This is a genomic window from Sphingopyxis sp. OAS728, from assembly GCF_014873485.1.
Taxonomy (GTDB): domain Bacteria; phylum Pseudomonadota; class Alphaproteobacteria; order Sphingomonadales; family Sphingomonadaceae; genus Sphingopyxis.
The window spans coordinates 3,212,006-3,226,204 of sequence record NZ_JADBDT010000001.1 but is presented as its reverse complement, the minus strand read 5'-3'; the positions used below and the strand labels follow the sequence as shown (position 1 = coordinate 3,226,204).

Below are 14,199 nucleotides of genomic sequence, written 5' to 3'. Positions count from 1 at the left end.
GAGAGACCAACGAGCGTGGACGACAAGCGTAACATGATCACGGCCATCCTGCTGTCGGTGGCAATCCTGATCGGCTGGAATTTCGTCTCCGAGAAATTCTTTCCCACGCCCGACAAGCCCGATGTGACGAAGACGGTCGCGGGCCCCGACGGCGCGGCGCCCGCCGCGGCGCCGGGCCAGCCCGCCGCGCTGCCCGCGCCCGGCGTACCCGCCACCGCGCCGCAGGCGATCCGCCCGGTCGAGGCGGTGCTGGCCGACGGCAACCGCATTCCGATCGACACCCCCGCGATCAAGGGGTCGATCAACCTTGTCGGCGCGCGCGTCGACGACATCACGCTCAGCAAATATCGCCAGACGATCAAGAAGGATTCGCCCGCGGTGCGCCTGTTCGCGCCCGCCGGCACCAAGGCCGCCTATTTCGCAAGCATCGGCTGGTCGGCGCAGGGCATCGTCGTCCCGGGCGCCACCACCGTCTGGACCGCGAGTGGCACGAAGCTGACCCCGTCGACCCCCGTGACGCTGAGCTGGGCGAACACGACCGGCCAGACCTTCCGCATCGAATATAGCATCGATGATGATTATCTGATCACCGCGAAGCAGACGATCGCCAACACCGGCGCCGCGCCCGTCGCGGTGCGCAGCGGTACCTATATCGACCGCACCGGCAAGCCGACCGACCCGCACGAGCAGGACAGCTGGACGATCCACGTCGGCCCGACCGGCTATCTCGACGGCAAGTCGAACTTCACCAATTATGACGAGGTTGAAGAGGCTTCGAACGGCACGGTGTCCTACACCGCGGCCGGCTGGCTCGGCTTCACCGACAAATATTGGCTCGCCGCAGTCGTGCCTGCGAAGGGCGAGAAAGTCTCGGCCGCGTTCAATTCGCTGCCCGGCGGTGCCTATCGCGCCGCCTTTGCCCGCGACCTTGTCGAGGTCGCGCCGGGCAAGCAGGTCACGACGACCAGCCGCGTCTTTGCCGGCGCCAAGGAAGTGAGCACGCTGTCGCACTATCAGGACGATCAGGGCATCACGCGCCTGTCGAACGCGATCGACTGGGGCTGGTTCGAATTTTTCGAGGTGCCGATCTTCAAGCTGCTCGACTGGCTGTTCAAGCAGGTCGGCAATTTCGGGGTCGCGATCATGGTGCTGACGCTGATCATCCGCGCGCTGATGTTCCCGATCGCGCAGCGCCAGTTCGGTTCGATGGCGCAGATGCGCCTCGTCCAGCCGAAGATGAAGGCGCTGCAGGAACGCTACAAGGACGACAAGCCCAAGATGCAGCAAGAGCTGATGAAGCTCTATAAGGACGAGAAGATCAATCCGCTCGCCGGCTGCTTGCCGATCCTGATCCAGATTCCGATCTTCTATGCGCTGTACAAGGTGCTGATGCTGACGATCGAAATGCGGCACCAGCCGTTCATCCTGTGGATCAAGGATCTGTCGGCGCCCGATCCGCTGCACATCCTGAACCTGTTCGGCCTGCTGCCCTTCACCCCGCCGTCGATCCTGTCGATCGGCATCCTTGCGGTGATCCTGGGCATCACGATGTTCCTGCAGTTCCGTCTGAACCCGCAGGCGACCGATCCCGTGCAGCAGCAGGTGTTCAAGATCATGCCGTGGCTGTTCATGTTCATCATGGCGCCGTTCGCGGCCGGCCTGCTGCTTTACTGGATCACCAACAACATCCTGTCGATCGCGCAGCAGCAGTGGATGTACCGCAAGTTCCCGCAGCTGAAGGCGGCACCGGCGAAGTGAGCGACAGCGAAGATCTTGATCCGGGGGCCGACCCCGAACGGGCGGAGCGCGCGCGCAAGCTGTTTTCGGGACCGATCACCTTCCTGAAATCGGCGCCCGCGCTCCAGCATCTGCCAAGCCCAAGCGTGCCCGAGATCGCATTCGCGGGGCGCTCGAACGTCGGCAAGTCGTCGCTGCTCAATGCCCTCACGAACCGCAACGGCCTCGCGCGCACCTCGGTGACGCCGGGGCGGACGCAGGAACTCAACTATTTCGACGTCGGCGAAAATCCGCTGATCTTCCGGCTCGTCGACATGCCCGGCTATGGCTTTGCCAAGGCGCCGAAGGATGTCGTCAAGAAATGGCGCTTCCTGATCAACGACTATCTTCGCGGCCGCGCGGTGCTCAAACGCACTTTGGTGCTGATCGACAGCCGCCACGGAATCAAGGATGTCGACCGCGACGTGCTCGAAATGCTCGACACCGCGGCGGTCAGCTATCGCATCGTGCTGACCAAGGCCGACAAGATCAAGGCGACCGAACTCGAAGCGGTGCAGGCCGCGACCGAGGCCGAAGCGCGCAAGCACCCTGCCGCGCATCCGCAGGTGATCGCGACGAGCAGTGAGAAGGGCATGGGGCTAGCCGAGCTGCGCACTGCGGTGCTGGAGGCGGTCGAGAGTTGACCTTTTCCTCCCTCCCCTTGAGGGTGGGGCCAAGGAGATCGCATGAAACTGTTCATCGGCAACAAGGCTTATTCCAGTTGGAGCCTGCGCGGCTGGCTCGCGGTCAAGCATAGCGGCCTGCCGTTCGAGGAAGTCACCGTCCCGCTCTATGACGAGGAATGGAGCCAGCGGCGCGAAGGCGACGAGTTCGCGCCGTCGGGCGGCAAGGTGCCGATCCTGTGGGACGGCGACGATATCGTCGTGTGGGACAGTCTCGCGATCATCGACTATCTCAACGAAAAGACCGGCGGCACGAAGGGTTTCTGGCCCGATGACATGGCGGCGCGCGCGATGGCGCGGTCGATGGCGGCCGAAATGCATTCGAGCTTTGCCGCGCTCCGCCGCAACCACAGCATGAACATCCGGCGCATCTATCCGCCCGCCGAGCTGCTCCCCGAAGTGCAGGCCGATGTCGTGCGCATTTTCCAGATCTGGGCCGAAGCGCGCGCGCGGTTCGGCGGCGAGGGCGACTATCTGTTCGGCAAATGGTCGGCGGCCGACATCATGTTCGCGCCGGTCGTCACGCGCTTCGTCACTTACTCGATCCCGCTGCCGCGTTTCGTTGCCGCCTATGCGCAGGCGGTGATCAGCCACCCGTGCATGCAGGAATGGATCGGCGGCGCGCAGGCCGAGGACTGGATCATTGAGAAATTCGAGGGGCCGGTCGAGGGCTGAACCCGGCCCGAACCGGCCGTTCAGGAACCGATGCCGGCAGTATGATAGGACGGGATATGCAAAGACGATCGATCCTGACCTGCATCGGGCTCGCCCTGCTTTCTCCCATCGCGATCGCCGCCGCGCCCGGCGTCCCCGACTGGGAAATCGGCCCCGTCATCCGCGGGAAGAATTATTCGGTCGGCATGCCCCTGCGGCCGCGGCCGACGCGCACCGGCTGGACGTTCGACTTCCCTGCCCCCGACGCCGCAAGGGGACATGTCCATTATGTCACCTTCCGCCCGGGCTCGCTGGCCGGAAAGTCGCGGATCACCGTTCGCTACCGTATCGAAGCGCGGCCCGGAACGCGCTTCGTCCCGCAGGAAAACCCCGATCTGCCTGCGGCGCTGTCGCTCTATCTCCAACGACGCGGCGACACCTGGTCGGCGAAGGGACGCTATGAACATTATCGCTGGTTTTCACCGGCCGCGACGGTCCAGCCTCTTGCGCCGGGCGAATATGAGATGCGCGTTCGCCTCGACGATCCGGACTGGATTTCGGTCATGGGACGGACGTCGGGATCGAATCCCGATGCGATGCGCGCCGCGCTGGCCGATGCCGACCGGCTGGGGCTGACCTTCGGCGCCCTTGGCGGGCCGCGCGGGCATGGCGTTTTCGCGACCGCCCCGGCGCGCTTCACCCTGCTTGCCTTCGATATCCGTTAGGGAATGCGGCTCGTCGGATAGGGCGTGCCGTCCTTGTGGAAATAGCCGTCGGGCGTGAAGAGCATGTCGATGTCCGAATAGCCGCCGCCGGTGTCGTATTTCTTGCCGCCGCCCAACGCGACGAAGACGCAGTCGGCATCCGATTCGTTGACCAGATGATGGCCGTTGGTGCTGCCCTTCGGCCACACCGCAATATCGCCCGGGCGCATCGGCCAGCGCCCGTCATCCTCGATCAGCACCGCCTCGCCCGAAATCATCACCAGCATCTCGTCCTCGCCGTCGTGCCAGTGGCGCTGCGACGACCAGGCGCCGGGTTTGAGCACGACATGGCTCGCGGCGAAATCGCTGAGTCCCGTGACGGGCGCGAGCCTGCGGTACCAGCGGCCCTGGACGGGCTGATTGTAGGGCGCGGGATAGCCGGTGGCGTTGGTTTGCGGGATCGCGTCGAGATCGAGCTTGGGCATGGCAGTCCTCGTATATTTGTTCTGCCTTTGTTTCGCACAAAGGCGGCGCGATGCAAAGCCTCGACTTCGCGCCGCGCGAAGGCGTAAAGGGCGAGCATGACCCATCATGTTGATCCCGTAGAACTGGCCAAGGCGCTGATCGCCGCGCCGAGCGTCACCCCCGCCATGGGCGCCGTGTTCGACACGCTGGAGGCGGCGCTGGCGCCGCTCGGCTTTACGGTCGAGCGCTTCATCGACGGGATCGAGCCCGACGGGCCGGTCGAGAATCTTCTTGCGGTGCGCACGGGCACGGGCCCGAAGCATTTCGGCTTTGCCGGGCATCTCGACGTCGTGCCGCCGGGCGTCGGCTGGACGGGCGACGCCTTTGCGCCCGAGGTTCGCGGCGATCTGCTCTACGGGCGCGGCGCGGTCGACATGAAGGGTTCGATTGCGGCGTTCGTCGCTGCGGCCGCTGCGACGCCGGTCGAGGCGGGCACGATCAGCCTGATCATCACCGGCGACGAGGAAGGCCCTGCGATCTTCGGCACGCGAGCGCTGATGGAGCATATGGATGCGCGCGGCGTGAAACCCGACATGATCGTCGTCGGCGAGCCGACCTCGGTGAACCGGCTCGGCGACATGGTGAAGATCGGGCGGCGCGGCTCGGTCAATATCTGGATCGACGTGCCGGGGACGCAGGGGCATGTCGCCTATCCGCACCTCGCCGACAATCCGATCCCCAAGCTGGTGCGGATCATGGCGGCGATCGGCGCGGTGGCGCTCGACGAGGGCAACGACTGGTTCCAGCCGTCGAATATCGAGTTCACCGATATCGAAGTCGGCAATGGTGCGACCAACGTCATCCCGGCGTCGGCGCGCGCACGGCTGTCGATCCGCTTCAACGACCAGCAAAAGGGCGCCGACCTTGTCGCGATGATCGAACGGATCGCGCATGAGGTCGAGCCAAATGCCAAGATACTAGGCAAGATTTCGGGCGAAGCCTTTCTGACGCCGCCCGGAGATTTGTCGGGTCTCGTCGCCGAAGCGATCCATGCCGAGACCGATATCATGCCCGAGATGTCGACGACGGGCGGAACCTCGGACGCGCGTTTCCTTCACGCGCTCTGCCCGGTGGTCGAATTCGGGCTGACCAATGCGACCATGCACAAGCTCGATGAGGCGGTTGTGATCGACGATCTGCACACGCTCACCGCCATCTATCGCGGCATATTGATGCGGGCTTTCGTCTAGTCCTCGCGCGCGCGGCGCAGGATCACATAGACCGCCCCTGCCCCGCCGTGGCTGATGTGCGCGGGGCGGAGCGCGACGATCTGGTCGGCGTAGGGCGAATAAGCGAGCCAGTCGGGCAGCGAGGCGCGGATCGCGCCGCGCGGGCGCGGGTCGCCGTGCATCTGCGGCAGGCGGTCGGCGCCGGGACGGAGGCGCCCAGCCACCACGAGCAGAACGCGCGCGCCGCGCATCAGCCCGCGCCCGATGGCGTCGTCAAGCAACGCCTGCGCCGAGGCGAGCGTATGGCCGTGGAGGTCGATGCTGAGATCGGGGCGGACGAGGCCCTTGCGCAGACGCCGATCCCAATGGCCGTCGAGCGTTGCGGCCTGATGCGTTCGGCGCGGCGGCGGCAATTTCGCGGGGGCGCGCGGCGGCGCGGCGGGTGCGGCGGTGCTGCGCGGGGTCGGTTTGGGCGGCTTGACGGTCGGCGGCGCGACGGGCGCGAGCGGCGCTTTCGCCTTGGGCAGCGGCTTTACAGTCGCTGCGACCTTTTTCCACAGCGCGCTTTCGTCGGGATCGAGGCGCCGCGGCATCGCGGGGTCAGCCGGCGGGAGGGACCAGCCGCGCGATGCTGGCGCGCGGGAGCAGCAGCAGCGCCGAGCCGCGTCCCGACATGCCGCCCGCGATCGCGCGCGCGTCGTCGCCCGCGCCCCAGAAGCTGTCGAAGCGGTTCGCGCCCTTGATCGCGCCGCCGGTGTCCTGGGCGATCCATAGCCCATTGGGTTCGGCGCGGTCGAGCGACAGGAACACGGGGGCGCCGAGCGGCACATATTTGGGATCGGCGGCGACGCTCGCGCGGCCCGTCACCGGAACGCCAAGCGCACCGAGCGGGCCGGGGCCGGTGAGTTCGCGGAAGAAGACCCAGCTGGGGTTCTCGTTCATCACTGCGGCGCCGCGCACGGGGTCGGCGCGAAGATAGTCGAGGATACCCTGCATCGACGCCTGCCCGCGCTGCAATTCGCCACGGTCGAGCAGGAGCTTGCCGATGCCGACATAGCCGCGGCCGTTCTGCGTGTCGTAGCCGATGCGCATGATGCCGCCGTCGGGCAGGCGGAGGCGCCCCGAGCCCTGCACCTGCAGGAAGAAGAATTCGGCCGCGTCGGCGGCATAAGCGATTTCGAGCCCCCGCCCGTCGAGCGCGCCGCTCTCGATCGCGGTGCGGTTGTAATAGCGGACGAAATCGTCGCCATCGACACGGCCGCGAATCTTGCGGCCCTTCAAATCGTCGGCGAACTGGCCGAGGTCGACCTCGATCAGATCCGCGGGGCGGCGATAGATGGGGACGTCGTAGCCCGGCTGCTTCGTGCGCGAGCCGGCGATTTCGGGCTCATAATAGCCGGTGACGAAGGCGGTGCCCGCGCCGACCTGCACGGTGCCGAAATAGCTCGTGAAGAAGGCGAGCGCGTCGCTGTCTTTCCAGCTTTTGGCCGCGGTGCAGCTTTCGGCCCAGTCGGCACCCTGCGTCAGGCCGCTGGTGTCGGTGCGGCGCTGGACCGAAGGGCAGCTGAGGCGGAAAGCGACGAGCGCGGCGGTCGCCTGCTCTGCGGTCACGCCGAGCGTCGAGAAGTCCGGGCCCGCGAGCACGCCGCTGGCGGCGGCGGTCGTCGCGTCGGCCGGGACAGGCGTCGCGGGAAGCGGCGCGCGCGGGGTTGCGGGAATCGGTTGGGCGGCGGCACCGGCGCCTTCGGACGGACGCGGCACATAGGGACGCGGTGTACCCGCCGGGCGCGGCGGCGCAGGCGCGACCGTCGTGGGACGGCTATCGGCCTCGGGAATCACCGAAGCGCAGCCAGCAAGCAGCGGCAGGGCGGCGAGCAGCGCGAATCCGAAAGTCCGCGCGCGCGGCGCCCCCGCTGTCAGGATCATGGGGTCAGGCCGATTCGGCTTCGTCGAGCACCCAATTGGGGTCGTTGCTGCCGATCTGACGACGGAAGGTCCAAAGGTCGTCGGTCTGCGACGCGTCGCTCATCGACCCGGCGATCAGCTTGCCGTCGGCATCGCGGGTGACCGCGCTGATATCGGCACGATAATGCACGGTGACGCGCGCCTCGCTGCGATTCAGTTCGACCGCGGTGATCTTGGCCGAATCGATTCCCATCAGGCGGTTGTCGAGCGTTTCGCCGCGGCTTTCGCGCGCAGCGATCGCATCGGCGAAAGCTTCGTAGCTGTCGTCGTCGCAGAGATCGCGAAGCGTGTCGCGGTCGCCTTTCCAATAAGCCTCGAGGATCATGCGGTACGCCGCTTCGGCGCCCTCCATGAAACGGCCGGCGTCGAAATTGCGGTCGGTTGCGAGCAGCTGGCGAAGGCCGGCCTCGGCCGCGGGTTCGTAAACGAGGCCCGAGGTATCGGCGGCGGCAGGCGCCGCAGTCTGCGACCCATCATTTTCGTCGAGCCGCACCGGCGACGCGGCAGTGCGCTCGCGCGGCAGCACCGGCTCCTGCTCATGCCCCGTGCGCTTGCCGAGCACCGAGTAGAGCCGCATGCCGAGGAAGGCGGCAATCATGGCGAGCAGGACGATCGAAAAAGCGGTCACGGGCAAAAGTCCAATGCGGGCATATGGAAACAAACTGGCTTATACATAGGCGATACGCGCCCTAGTTTCAAATGACCATGGCCGCTGCGGCGCGGCGGGTCAACGATTCACCCTTAACCACACCCCGGAACAGGGCGGCCATTGTGCTCGCTGCCGGGCGCTGCTAAGCGCCGCGGCAACCGTCCGCCGCGGTCCAGACACGGTCTGCGGATGCGGATATGTTTCCATCTTTCCAGTGAAAGCTTCTTGATCATGGCCGACGAAACGAGCCCCGACCTCAACAACCCCGCCCTCCAGCCCAATGGTGAAGACACGAGCCCGGCGATCGGCCTGATTTCGCAATATGTGAAGGATTTGTCGTTCGAAAACCCGAACGCGCCGGTCGTCTATCAGTGGCAGGACGCGCCGCAGGTCGATGTGCAGTTCAATATCGCGGCCGACAGCGTCGGCGACAATCTGTACGAAGTGTCGCTGAAAATCGACGTGACGTCGAAGACCGATCAGGGCACGAGCTTTGTGATCGACCTGAAATATGCCGGCCTGTTCGGCGTGCGCAACGTCCCCGACGACCAGCTTCAGCCCTTCTTCCTCGCCGAAGCACCGCGCATCCTGTTCCCCTTCGCGCGCCGCGTCGTCGCCGATGCCGTCCGCGACGGCGGCTTCCCGCCGTTGCTGCTCGAACCGATCGACTTCCACGGCCTGTTCGCGCAGCAGGTTCAGGCGGCACAGGCCGAGGCGGCCGGCGAAGTCGCGGTCGGCCAGGCCTGAGCCCCGTAACGGGGGCGAGCTGAGGGCTTGAGCAGCCTCGTCAAAAGCGTGGGGACGATCGGCGGCCTGACCATGGTCAGCCGCATTTTCGGCTTTGCGCGTGACATGCTGCTCGCCCGCGTCCTCGGCGCCGGCCTGGCGGCCGACGCCTTCCAGCTCGCCTTCACGCTGCCCAACACCTTTCGCCGCCTGTTTGCCGAGGGCGCCTTTTCGGTCGCCTTCGTCCCGATGTACAGCCGCGTGCTGCATGGCGAGGGCGGCGAGGAAGAGGCCGCGAAATTCGCCGACGATGTGCTGTCGGTCTTCCTCTGGGCGCTGTTCGGCTTTTCCGCGATCATGATGATCGCAATGCCCGGGATCGTCTGGCTGCTCGCGCGCGACTTTCAGGACGTACCCGGCAAGTTCGATTTCGCGGTTTTCCTGAGCCGCGTTACCTTTCCCTATCTCGCGTTCGTCAGCCTCGTCGCGATGCTGTCGGGACTGCTTAACGCGCGATCACGCTTCGCGCCGGGTGCCTTCGTGCCGGTGCTGCTCAACATCGTATTGATCGGCGGGATCATCACCGGCTGGTGGCTGCGCGGCCCGGGCGGCGACGACCGGATCGTCGCCGAGGCGCTTGCGGTCTCTGTCAGCCTCGCGGGGGTCGTCCAGCTCGCCTATATGGCGTGGGCGGTGCGGCGGGCGGGGCTGCGGCTCCACTGGCGCTTTCCGAAACTCACGCCCGAGGTGAAAAAGCTCGGCATGCTGATCCTGCCCGCGACCTTCGGCGCCGGCATCTATCAGGTGAGCCAGTTCGTCGACACCTTCTTCGCGACCTCGCTGCCGCAAGGGTCGCTGACTTTGCTGAAGCTCGCCGACCGGCTGAACCAGCTGCCGCTCGGCATCGTCGGCATCGCACTCGGCACCGCGATCCTGCCGATGCTGTCGCGCCACATCCACGGCGGCGACGCATCCGAGGCGCAGCGCTTGCAGAGCAATGCGTTCGAGATCGCGACTTTGCTCACGCTGCCCGCGGCTGCGGCGCTCGCGATCTGCGCCCCCGCCTTCACCGCCGCCTTTTTCGTCGGGGGAAAGTTCACCGCCGAAGACGGTACGATCATGGCGCATATCGTGATGGCGTTGGTCGCCGGCCTGCCCGCCTATGTTATCATCAAGATATTGAACCCCGGATTCTTCGCGCGCGAGGATCTGCGTACGCCGGTGTGGACAGCCTTTGCGTCGCTGATCATCAACGTCGCGATCAACCTCTATGTCGTCGAACATTATGGTATTGTCGGGCTTGCCGGCGCGACCGCGGCGTCGGCGACGATCAACTGCATCCTCCTCTACACCATCCTGCACCGCCGCGGCTGGTTCCACTTCACCGCGAAGCTCGCCGGGCGTATCGCGCGGCAGATCGTCGCGGTCGCCGCGATGTCGGCGCTGCTCTGGTGGATGATGCCGCTGATGAAGCCTTATTATGGCGGCGGCGTATTCGAGCGCATCTGGTCGCTCGCCGCGCTCTGTGCCGCGGGCGGCGCGGTGTTTTTCGCCGCCGCCTTTCTCGTCGGCGCGCTTGACAAGGATCTGGTCGCCATGCTGACGCGGCGGCGCGGCAAAGCTGCCGAAACTCAGGAGTAAGACATGCGGACGCTATCGGGCATCCAGCCCACCGGAAATTTGCATCTCGGCAATTATCTGGGCGCGATCCGCAACTGGGTGCGCATGCAGGACGAGATGCCGGGCGAGAAGCTCTATTTCCTCGCCGACCTGCACGCGATCACCGTCTATAACGACCCCGCCGAATTGACCGCGAACACGCGCGAAATGGCGGCGGCGCTGATGGCGGCGGGGATCGATCCCGGCAAGGCGATATTGTTCAATCAGGCGCGCGTTCCCGCGCATGCCGAGCTCGCGTGGATGCTGTTCTGCACCGCGCGCATCGGCTGGCTGAACCGCATGACGCAGTTCAAGGAAAAGTCGGGCAAGAACCGCGAGGGCGCGAGCGTTGGCCTCTTCGCCTATCCGGTGCTGCAGGCGGCCGACGTGCTGCTCTATCAGACGACGCATGTCCCCGTCGGCGACGACCAGAAGCAGCATCTGGAACTGGCGCGCGACATCGCGACCAAGTTCAACCTCGACACGGCAACCGAAACCTTCACCCTGCCCGAACCGACGATCCCGGCGGCCGCGGCGCGGATCATGAGCCTGCGCGACGGATCGGCCAAAATGTCGAAATCGGACCCGAGCGATGCGAGCCGCATCAACCTGGTCGACGATGCCGACACGATCATGGCGAAGATCCGCAAGGCCAAGACCGACGCCGAGCCGCTGCCCTCCGAGGCTGTCGGCCTCGAAGGGCGGCCCGAGGCGAAGAATCTCGTGTCGATCTATGCCGCGATGGCCGACGAGAGCGTCGATCAGGTGCTCGCGCGCTTCGCGGGGCAGGGGTTCGGGGCGTTCAAGCCCGCGCTCGGCGAACTGCTCGTCGAGACGCTGCGCCCGATCGCGACGCGGCTGACCGAGCTCAAGGCCGATCCGGCGGCGATCGACGCGGCGCTCGAGGCGGGCGCGGCGCGCGCATCGGCGCTCGCGAAGCCGACGCTCGACGCGGCTTATGCCGCGCTGGGGCTCTGCCGTTAAACCTTCGTCTTAGGGCGAAAAATCTTGTTAAGCGCGTCCGCCGCCCCATATTAGGGCGGTGGAACGACGGCGCGACGAACCGAGTTCAACCAAGGTTAAGTCGCGCTGACATAGTCTATGGTATGAAAGTGCCGCTTATGCGCATCCCGAATCACGGAGCCAAGACGATGAGCAAGATGAATTTCAGGCGGTTGGGCCTGGCCGCGATGACGGGCGCGGCGCTGGCTTTGGCCGGCTGCGCGACCCCGTTCAAGGCCGACGTCGCGCGCTTCCAGTCGCAGCTTCCCGCGCCGCAGGGCCAGAGCTTCACCGTCGAGGCGAGCAACCCCGCGCTGCAGGGTGGTATCGAGTTCGGCCAATATGCCAATCTCGTCGCGGGCGAACTCACCCGCTATGGCTATCGCCAGGCGGCGAGCGGCGAGCGCGCCGACCTCGTCGTCCGGATGGATTATGGCGTCGACAAGGGCCGCGAACGCGTCGTGTCGAGCCCCGGCTTCGGCGATCCCTGGTACGGCGGTTTCGGCGGCTATTACGGCCGCGGCTTCTATCGCCCGGTGATCGTCTCGGGCCGCGGCGGGCGCCGCTATGTCTATGGCTATCGCGATCCGTTCCTGTGGGGCGGTTTCGGACCCGGCTGGGGCGGCTATAACGACGTCAGCAGCTACACCGTCTACACCAGCGGGCTCGATCTCCAGATCAGCCGTTCAGCCGACGGCTCGCGCCTGTTCGAAGGCCATGCCGAAGCGCAGTCGCGCGACAACAACCTCCAGGCGATCGTCCCGAACCTCGTCGAGGCGATGTTCACCGGCTTCCCCGGCAATTCGGGCGAGCGGGTGCGGATTACGGTGGCACCGCCCGAAAAGGGCTGAGGCACCCCCAGCAAGCCAGACAAAAGGCCCGCCCTTCACGCGAAGGGCGGGCCTTTTTGCTGTGGATAATGCCGGGGACAAGTCCGGCATAAATCTGTGGATTGCCTGTGGGTCAGCCGTTGAGGCTACGCCGGATCGCGGCGATTTCGGCATCGAGTTCGCTGTCGTTGACGCGCAGCGTCTCGACCGTGCGCACCGCATGAATCACCGTCGAATGATCGCGCCCGCCGAAGCGGCGGCCGATTTCGGGATAGGAGCGCGGGGTCAGTTCCTTCGCGAGATACATTGCGACCTGCCGCGGGCGCGCGATCGCGCGGACGCGGCGCTTCGACGACATTTCGGACTTGTCGAGGCGGTAGTGCGCGCACACCGCGCGCTGGATCTCGTCGATCGTGATACGCGGGCGCGCGGTGCGGACATTCTCGGCGAGCCGGTCTTCGGCGAGCGCGAGGTCGACCGTCGTGCCGGTGAGCGCGGCATAGGCGAGCAATTTATTGAGCGCGCCTTCGAGCTCGCGGATGTTGCGCGTGAAATGCTTGACCAGATAGGCGACGACATTGTCGGGCACCTCGACCATCGGCATCGCGGCGAGGCGCTGGCGGATGATGCGTTCGCGCAGGTCGTCCTCGGGCGCCTCGATATCGGCGACAAGGCCGCCCGACAGGCGCGACAGCAGCCGTGCCTCGACCCCGTCGAGCATCGCCGGCGGGCGGTCGGCGGTGACGACGAGGCGCTTGCCCGCGGTCATCAGGTCGTCGATCGTGTGGAGCAGCTCTTCCTGCGTCGAATTCTTGCCGATCACGAACTGGAGGTCGTCGAGCAGCAGCAGGTCGGCGGCGCGCAGCCGCGCCTTGAACGCCATCATGTCGCCGCCGCGCATCGCGCCGACGAATTCGAGCATGAATTTTTCGGCCGACATCAGGATGATGTTCGCGGTCGGATGCGCCGCGGCATAATCCTGCGCGATTGCCTGGAGCAGGTGCGTCTTGCCCTGCCCGGTGCCCGAGCAGAGGTAGAGCGGGTTGAACTGCGGCGCCTCGACCATCGCCATGCGGCGTGCGGCGTTGGCGGCGAGGATGTTGCTGCGCGCGACGACGAAGCGGTCGAACGACAGGCGCGGGTCGAAACCCAGCAGCGCGGGATTGGCGGCGGGTGTCGGCGGCGGGGTGTCGAAGCTCGGCAGCGGCGAGGCCGCGAGGGCCGTGGCGCGATCGTCGGCGGCGGCACCGCCGCGCACCGTAACGCCGCGCACCGCCGGCAGTTGCTGGCGCCACGCGAGTTCGAGGCGGTCGCCGAACCGTTCGTTGATCCAGTTCGCCGAGAAGCGGCTGACGGTTTCGAGCGTCACGACGCCCGACAGCGTGCAATAATCGGCAAAGCGCACGGGCTTCAGCCAATGGTCGAAGGTGCGCACGCCAAGGTCGCGGCGCAGCCCTTCGGCCACGCGCGGCCAGAGCGTTGCGGCTTCACCGCTCACTGCTCCGCCCTTAACGTCATGCCCATGCCAATTGCCGCTCTCTGTCACGCTGTGCCGCCCCCTCAGGTCCCCTCGTCACCGAACAATCGGGCGGCCGATCCACGCGCCGATCCGTCGCCTGCGCCGGGCGCAGGCATTCTTTCCGGGACCGATGGCCCGAAGAGTTGCGAATCATGTCGATGTGGCGGCCACCGGCGAAGGCCGACGACGCACCCTGTCTAGTCAGGCCGCGCCGAGTCGATCAAGTGGCGCCCATGTAAAAATACTGAAATAAAAATCTTGACTCACTAGGGGGGGCAGAATCGCGCCGGAACGTCATTTTATGACGTATTTTCAGTGAGTTATTTATGACAAACCAG

General features: G+C 66.1%; 14 protein-coding genes. 9 read left to right on the top strand and 5 right to left on the bottom strand.

Annotation, left to right across the window (positions count from 1 at the left end):
- Window positions 1–15 precede the first annotated feature (15 nt).
- From yidC to GGC65_RS15245, 4 genes are read left to right on the top strand one after another with little or no spacing between them, the layout of a single operon-like run.
- On the top strand, window positions 16–1,758 hold the full coding sequence (yidC, locus tag GGC65_RS15260) for a membrane protein insertase YidC (RefSeq protein ID WP_192647939.1): 1,743 nt from the start codon (window positions 16–18) through the stop codon (window positions 1,756–1,758).
- Entirely contained in the window at window positions 1,755–2,420 is a 666-nt protein-coding gene (gene yihA / locus GGC65_RS15255) for a ribosome biogenesis GTP-binding protein YihA/YsxC (RefSeq protein ID WP_192647938.1), read from the top strand. Before yidC ends, yihA begins: the two co-directional genes overlap by 4 nt.
- 42 nt (window positions 2,421–2,462) lie before the next feature.
- Entirely contained in the window at window positions 2,463–3,134 is a 672-nt protein-coding gene (locus GGC65_RS15250) for a glutathione S-transferase family protein (RefSeq protein WP_192647937.1), read from the top strand.
- A gap of 56 nt (window positions 3,135–3,190) precedes the next feature.
- Window positions 3,191–3,838 carry a hypothetical protein gene (locus GGC65_RS15245; RefSeq protein ID WP_192647936.1) on the top strand — a complete coding sequence of 216 codons (648 nt, stop codon included), beginning with the start codon at window positions 3,191–3,193 and terminating at the stop codon, window positions 3,836–3,838.
- On the opposite strand, the gene GGC65_RS15240 is transcribed toward GGC65_RS15245, so the two are convergent.
- Window positions 3,835–4,302, bottom strand: a complete 468-nt coding sequence (locus GGC65_RS15240) for a cupin domain-containing protein (protein ID WP_192647935.1) — start codon at window positions 4,300–4,302, stop codon at window positions 3,835–3,837. The genes GGC65_RS15245 and GGC65_RS15240 overlap by 4 nt on opposite strands.
- Window positions 4,303–4,398: 96 nt before the next feature.
- Between GGC65_RS15240 and dapE the strand changes: the two genes are divergently transcribed.
- Window positions 4,399–5,532 (top strand): succinyl-diaminopimelate desuccinylase, encoded by a 1,134-nt coding sequence (gene dapE / locus GGC65_RS15235; RefSeq protein WP_192647934.1) that lies wholly within the window; start codon window positions 4,399–4,401, stop codon window positions 5,530–5,532.
- Here dapE and GGC65_RS15230 read toward each other — a convergent pair.
- From GGC65_RS15230 to GGC65_RS15220, 3 genes are read right to left on the bottom strand one after another with little or no spacing between them, the layout of a single operon-like run.
- Window positions 5,529–6,104: a Smr/MutS family protein gene (locus GGC65_RS15230; protein ID WP_192647933.1), complete on the bottom strand. Its 576-nt coding sequence runs from the start codon at window positions 6,102–6,104 to the stop codon at window positions 5,529–5,531. The two genes, dapE and GGC65_RS15230, sit on opposite strands and share 4 nt — an antisense overlap.
- Before the next feature lie 7 nt (window positions 6,105–6,111).
- Entirely contained in the window at window positions 6,112–7,437 is a 1,326-nt protein-coding gene (locus GGC65_RS15225) for an MltA domain-containing protein (protein ID WP_225940843.1), read from the bottom strand.
- 4 nt (window positions 7,438–7,441) lie between these two features.
- Complete coding sequence (locus tag GGC65_RS15220; protein WP_413052754.1) at window positions 7,442–8,074, bottom strand: Tim44/TimA family putative adaptor protein; 633 nt, start codon at window positions 8,072–8,074, stop codon at window positions 7,442–7,444.
- A 282-nt stretch (window positions 8,075–8,356) separates the two neighbouring features.
- Here GGC65_RS15220 and secB point away from each other — a divergent pair, with 282 nt between their 5' ends.
- The 4 genes from secB (at window position 8,357) to GGC65_RS15200 (ending at window position 12,363) form a co-directional block, all read left to right on the top strand.
- Window positions 8,357–8,872, top strand: coding sequence for a protein-export chaperone SecB (gene secB / locus GGC65_RS15215; RefSeq protein WP_192647931.1), 516 nt, complete (start codon window positions 8,357–8,359; stop codon window positions 8,870–8,872).
- A 27-nt stretch (window positions 8,873–8,899) separates the two neighbouring features.
- Window positions 8,900–10,492, top strand: a complete 1,593-nt coding sequence (murJ, locus tag GGC65_RS15210) for a murein biosynthesis integral membrane protein MurJ (protein WP_192647930.1) — start codon at window positions 8,900–8,902, stop codon at window positions 10,490–10,492.
- Window positions 10,493–10,495: 3 nt separating this feature from the next.
- On the top strand, window positions 10,496–11,494 hold the full coding sequence (trpS, locus tag GGC65_RS15205; protein ID WP_192647929.1) for a tryptophan--tRNA ligase: 999 nt from the start codon (window positions 10,496–10,498) through the stop codon (window positions 11,492–11,494).
- 167 nt (window positions 11,495–11,661) lie between these two features.
- The gene (locus GGC65_RS15200; RefSeq protein WP_192647928.1) at window positions 11,662–12,363 is read left to right on the top strand and encodes a DUF4136 domain-containing protein; all 702 of its coding nucleotides are present in this window, start codon (window positions 11,662–11,664) and stop codon (window positions 12,361–12,363) included.
- 112 nt (window positions 12,364–12,475) lie between these two features.
- Here GGC65_RS15200 and dnaA read toward each other — a convergent pair whose 3' ends face one another.
- The gene (dnaA, locus tag GGC65_RS15195; RefSeq protein WP_192647927.1) at window positions 12,476–13,840 is read right to left on the bottom strand and encodes a chromosomal replication initiator protein DnaA; all 1,365 of its coding nucleotides are present in this window, start codon (window positions 13,838–13,840) and stop codon (window positions 12,476–12,478) included.
- Between the last annotated feature and the right edge of the window lie 359 nt (window positions 13,841–14,199).

Coding starts and splice junctions, on each gene's coding strand:
- secB (WP_192647931.1), top strand. CDS start 8,357: ATGGCCGACGAAACGAGCCCCGACCTCAACAACCCCGCCCTCCAGCCC.
- GGC65_RS15220 (WP_413052754.1), bottom strand. CDS start 8,074: ATGATTGCCGCCTTCCTCGGCATGCGGCTCTACTCGGTGCTCGGCAAG.
- GGC65_RS15225 (WP_225940843.1), bottom strand. CDS start 7,437: ATGATCCTGACAGCGGGGGCGCCGCGCGCGCGGACTTTCGGATTCGCG.
- GGC65_RS15240 (WP_192647935.1), bottom strand. CDS start 4,302: ATGCCCAAGCTCGATCTCGACGCGATCCCGCAAACCAACGCCACCGGC.
- GGC65_RS15245 (WP_192647936.1), top strand. CDS start 3,191: ATGCAAAGACGATCGATCCTGACCTGCATCGGGCTCGCCCTGCTTTCT.
- GGC65_RS15200 (WP_192647928.1), top strand. CDS start 11,662: ATGAGCAAGATGAATTTCAGGCGGTTGGGCCTGGCCGCGATGACGGGC.
- dapE (WP_192647934.1), top strand. CDS start 4,399: ATGACCCATCATGTTGATCCCGTAGAACTGGCCAAGGCGCTGATCGCC.
- trpS (WP_192647929.1), top strand. CDS start 10,496: ATGCGGACGCTATCGGGCATCCAGCCCACCGGAAATTTGCATCTCGGC.
- GGC65_RS15230 (WP_192647933.1), bottom strand. CDS start 6,104: ATGCCGCGGCGCCTCGATCCCGACGAAAGCGCGCTGTGGAAAAAGGTC.
- GGC65_RS15250 (WP_192647937.1), top strand. CDS start 2,463: ATGAAACTGTTCATCGGCAACAAGGCTTATTCCAGTTGGAGCCTGCGC.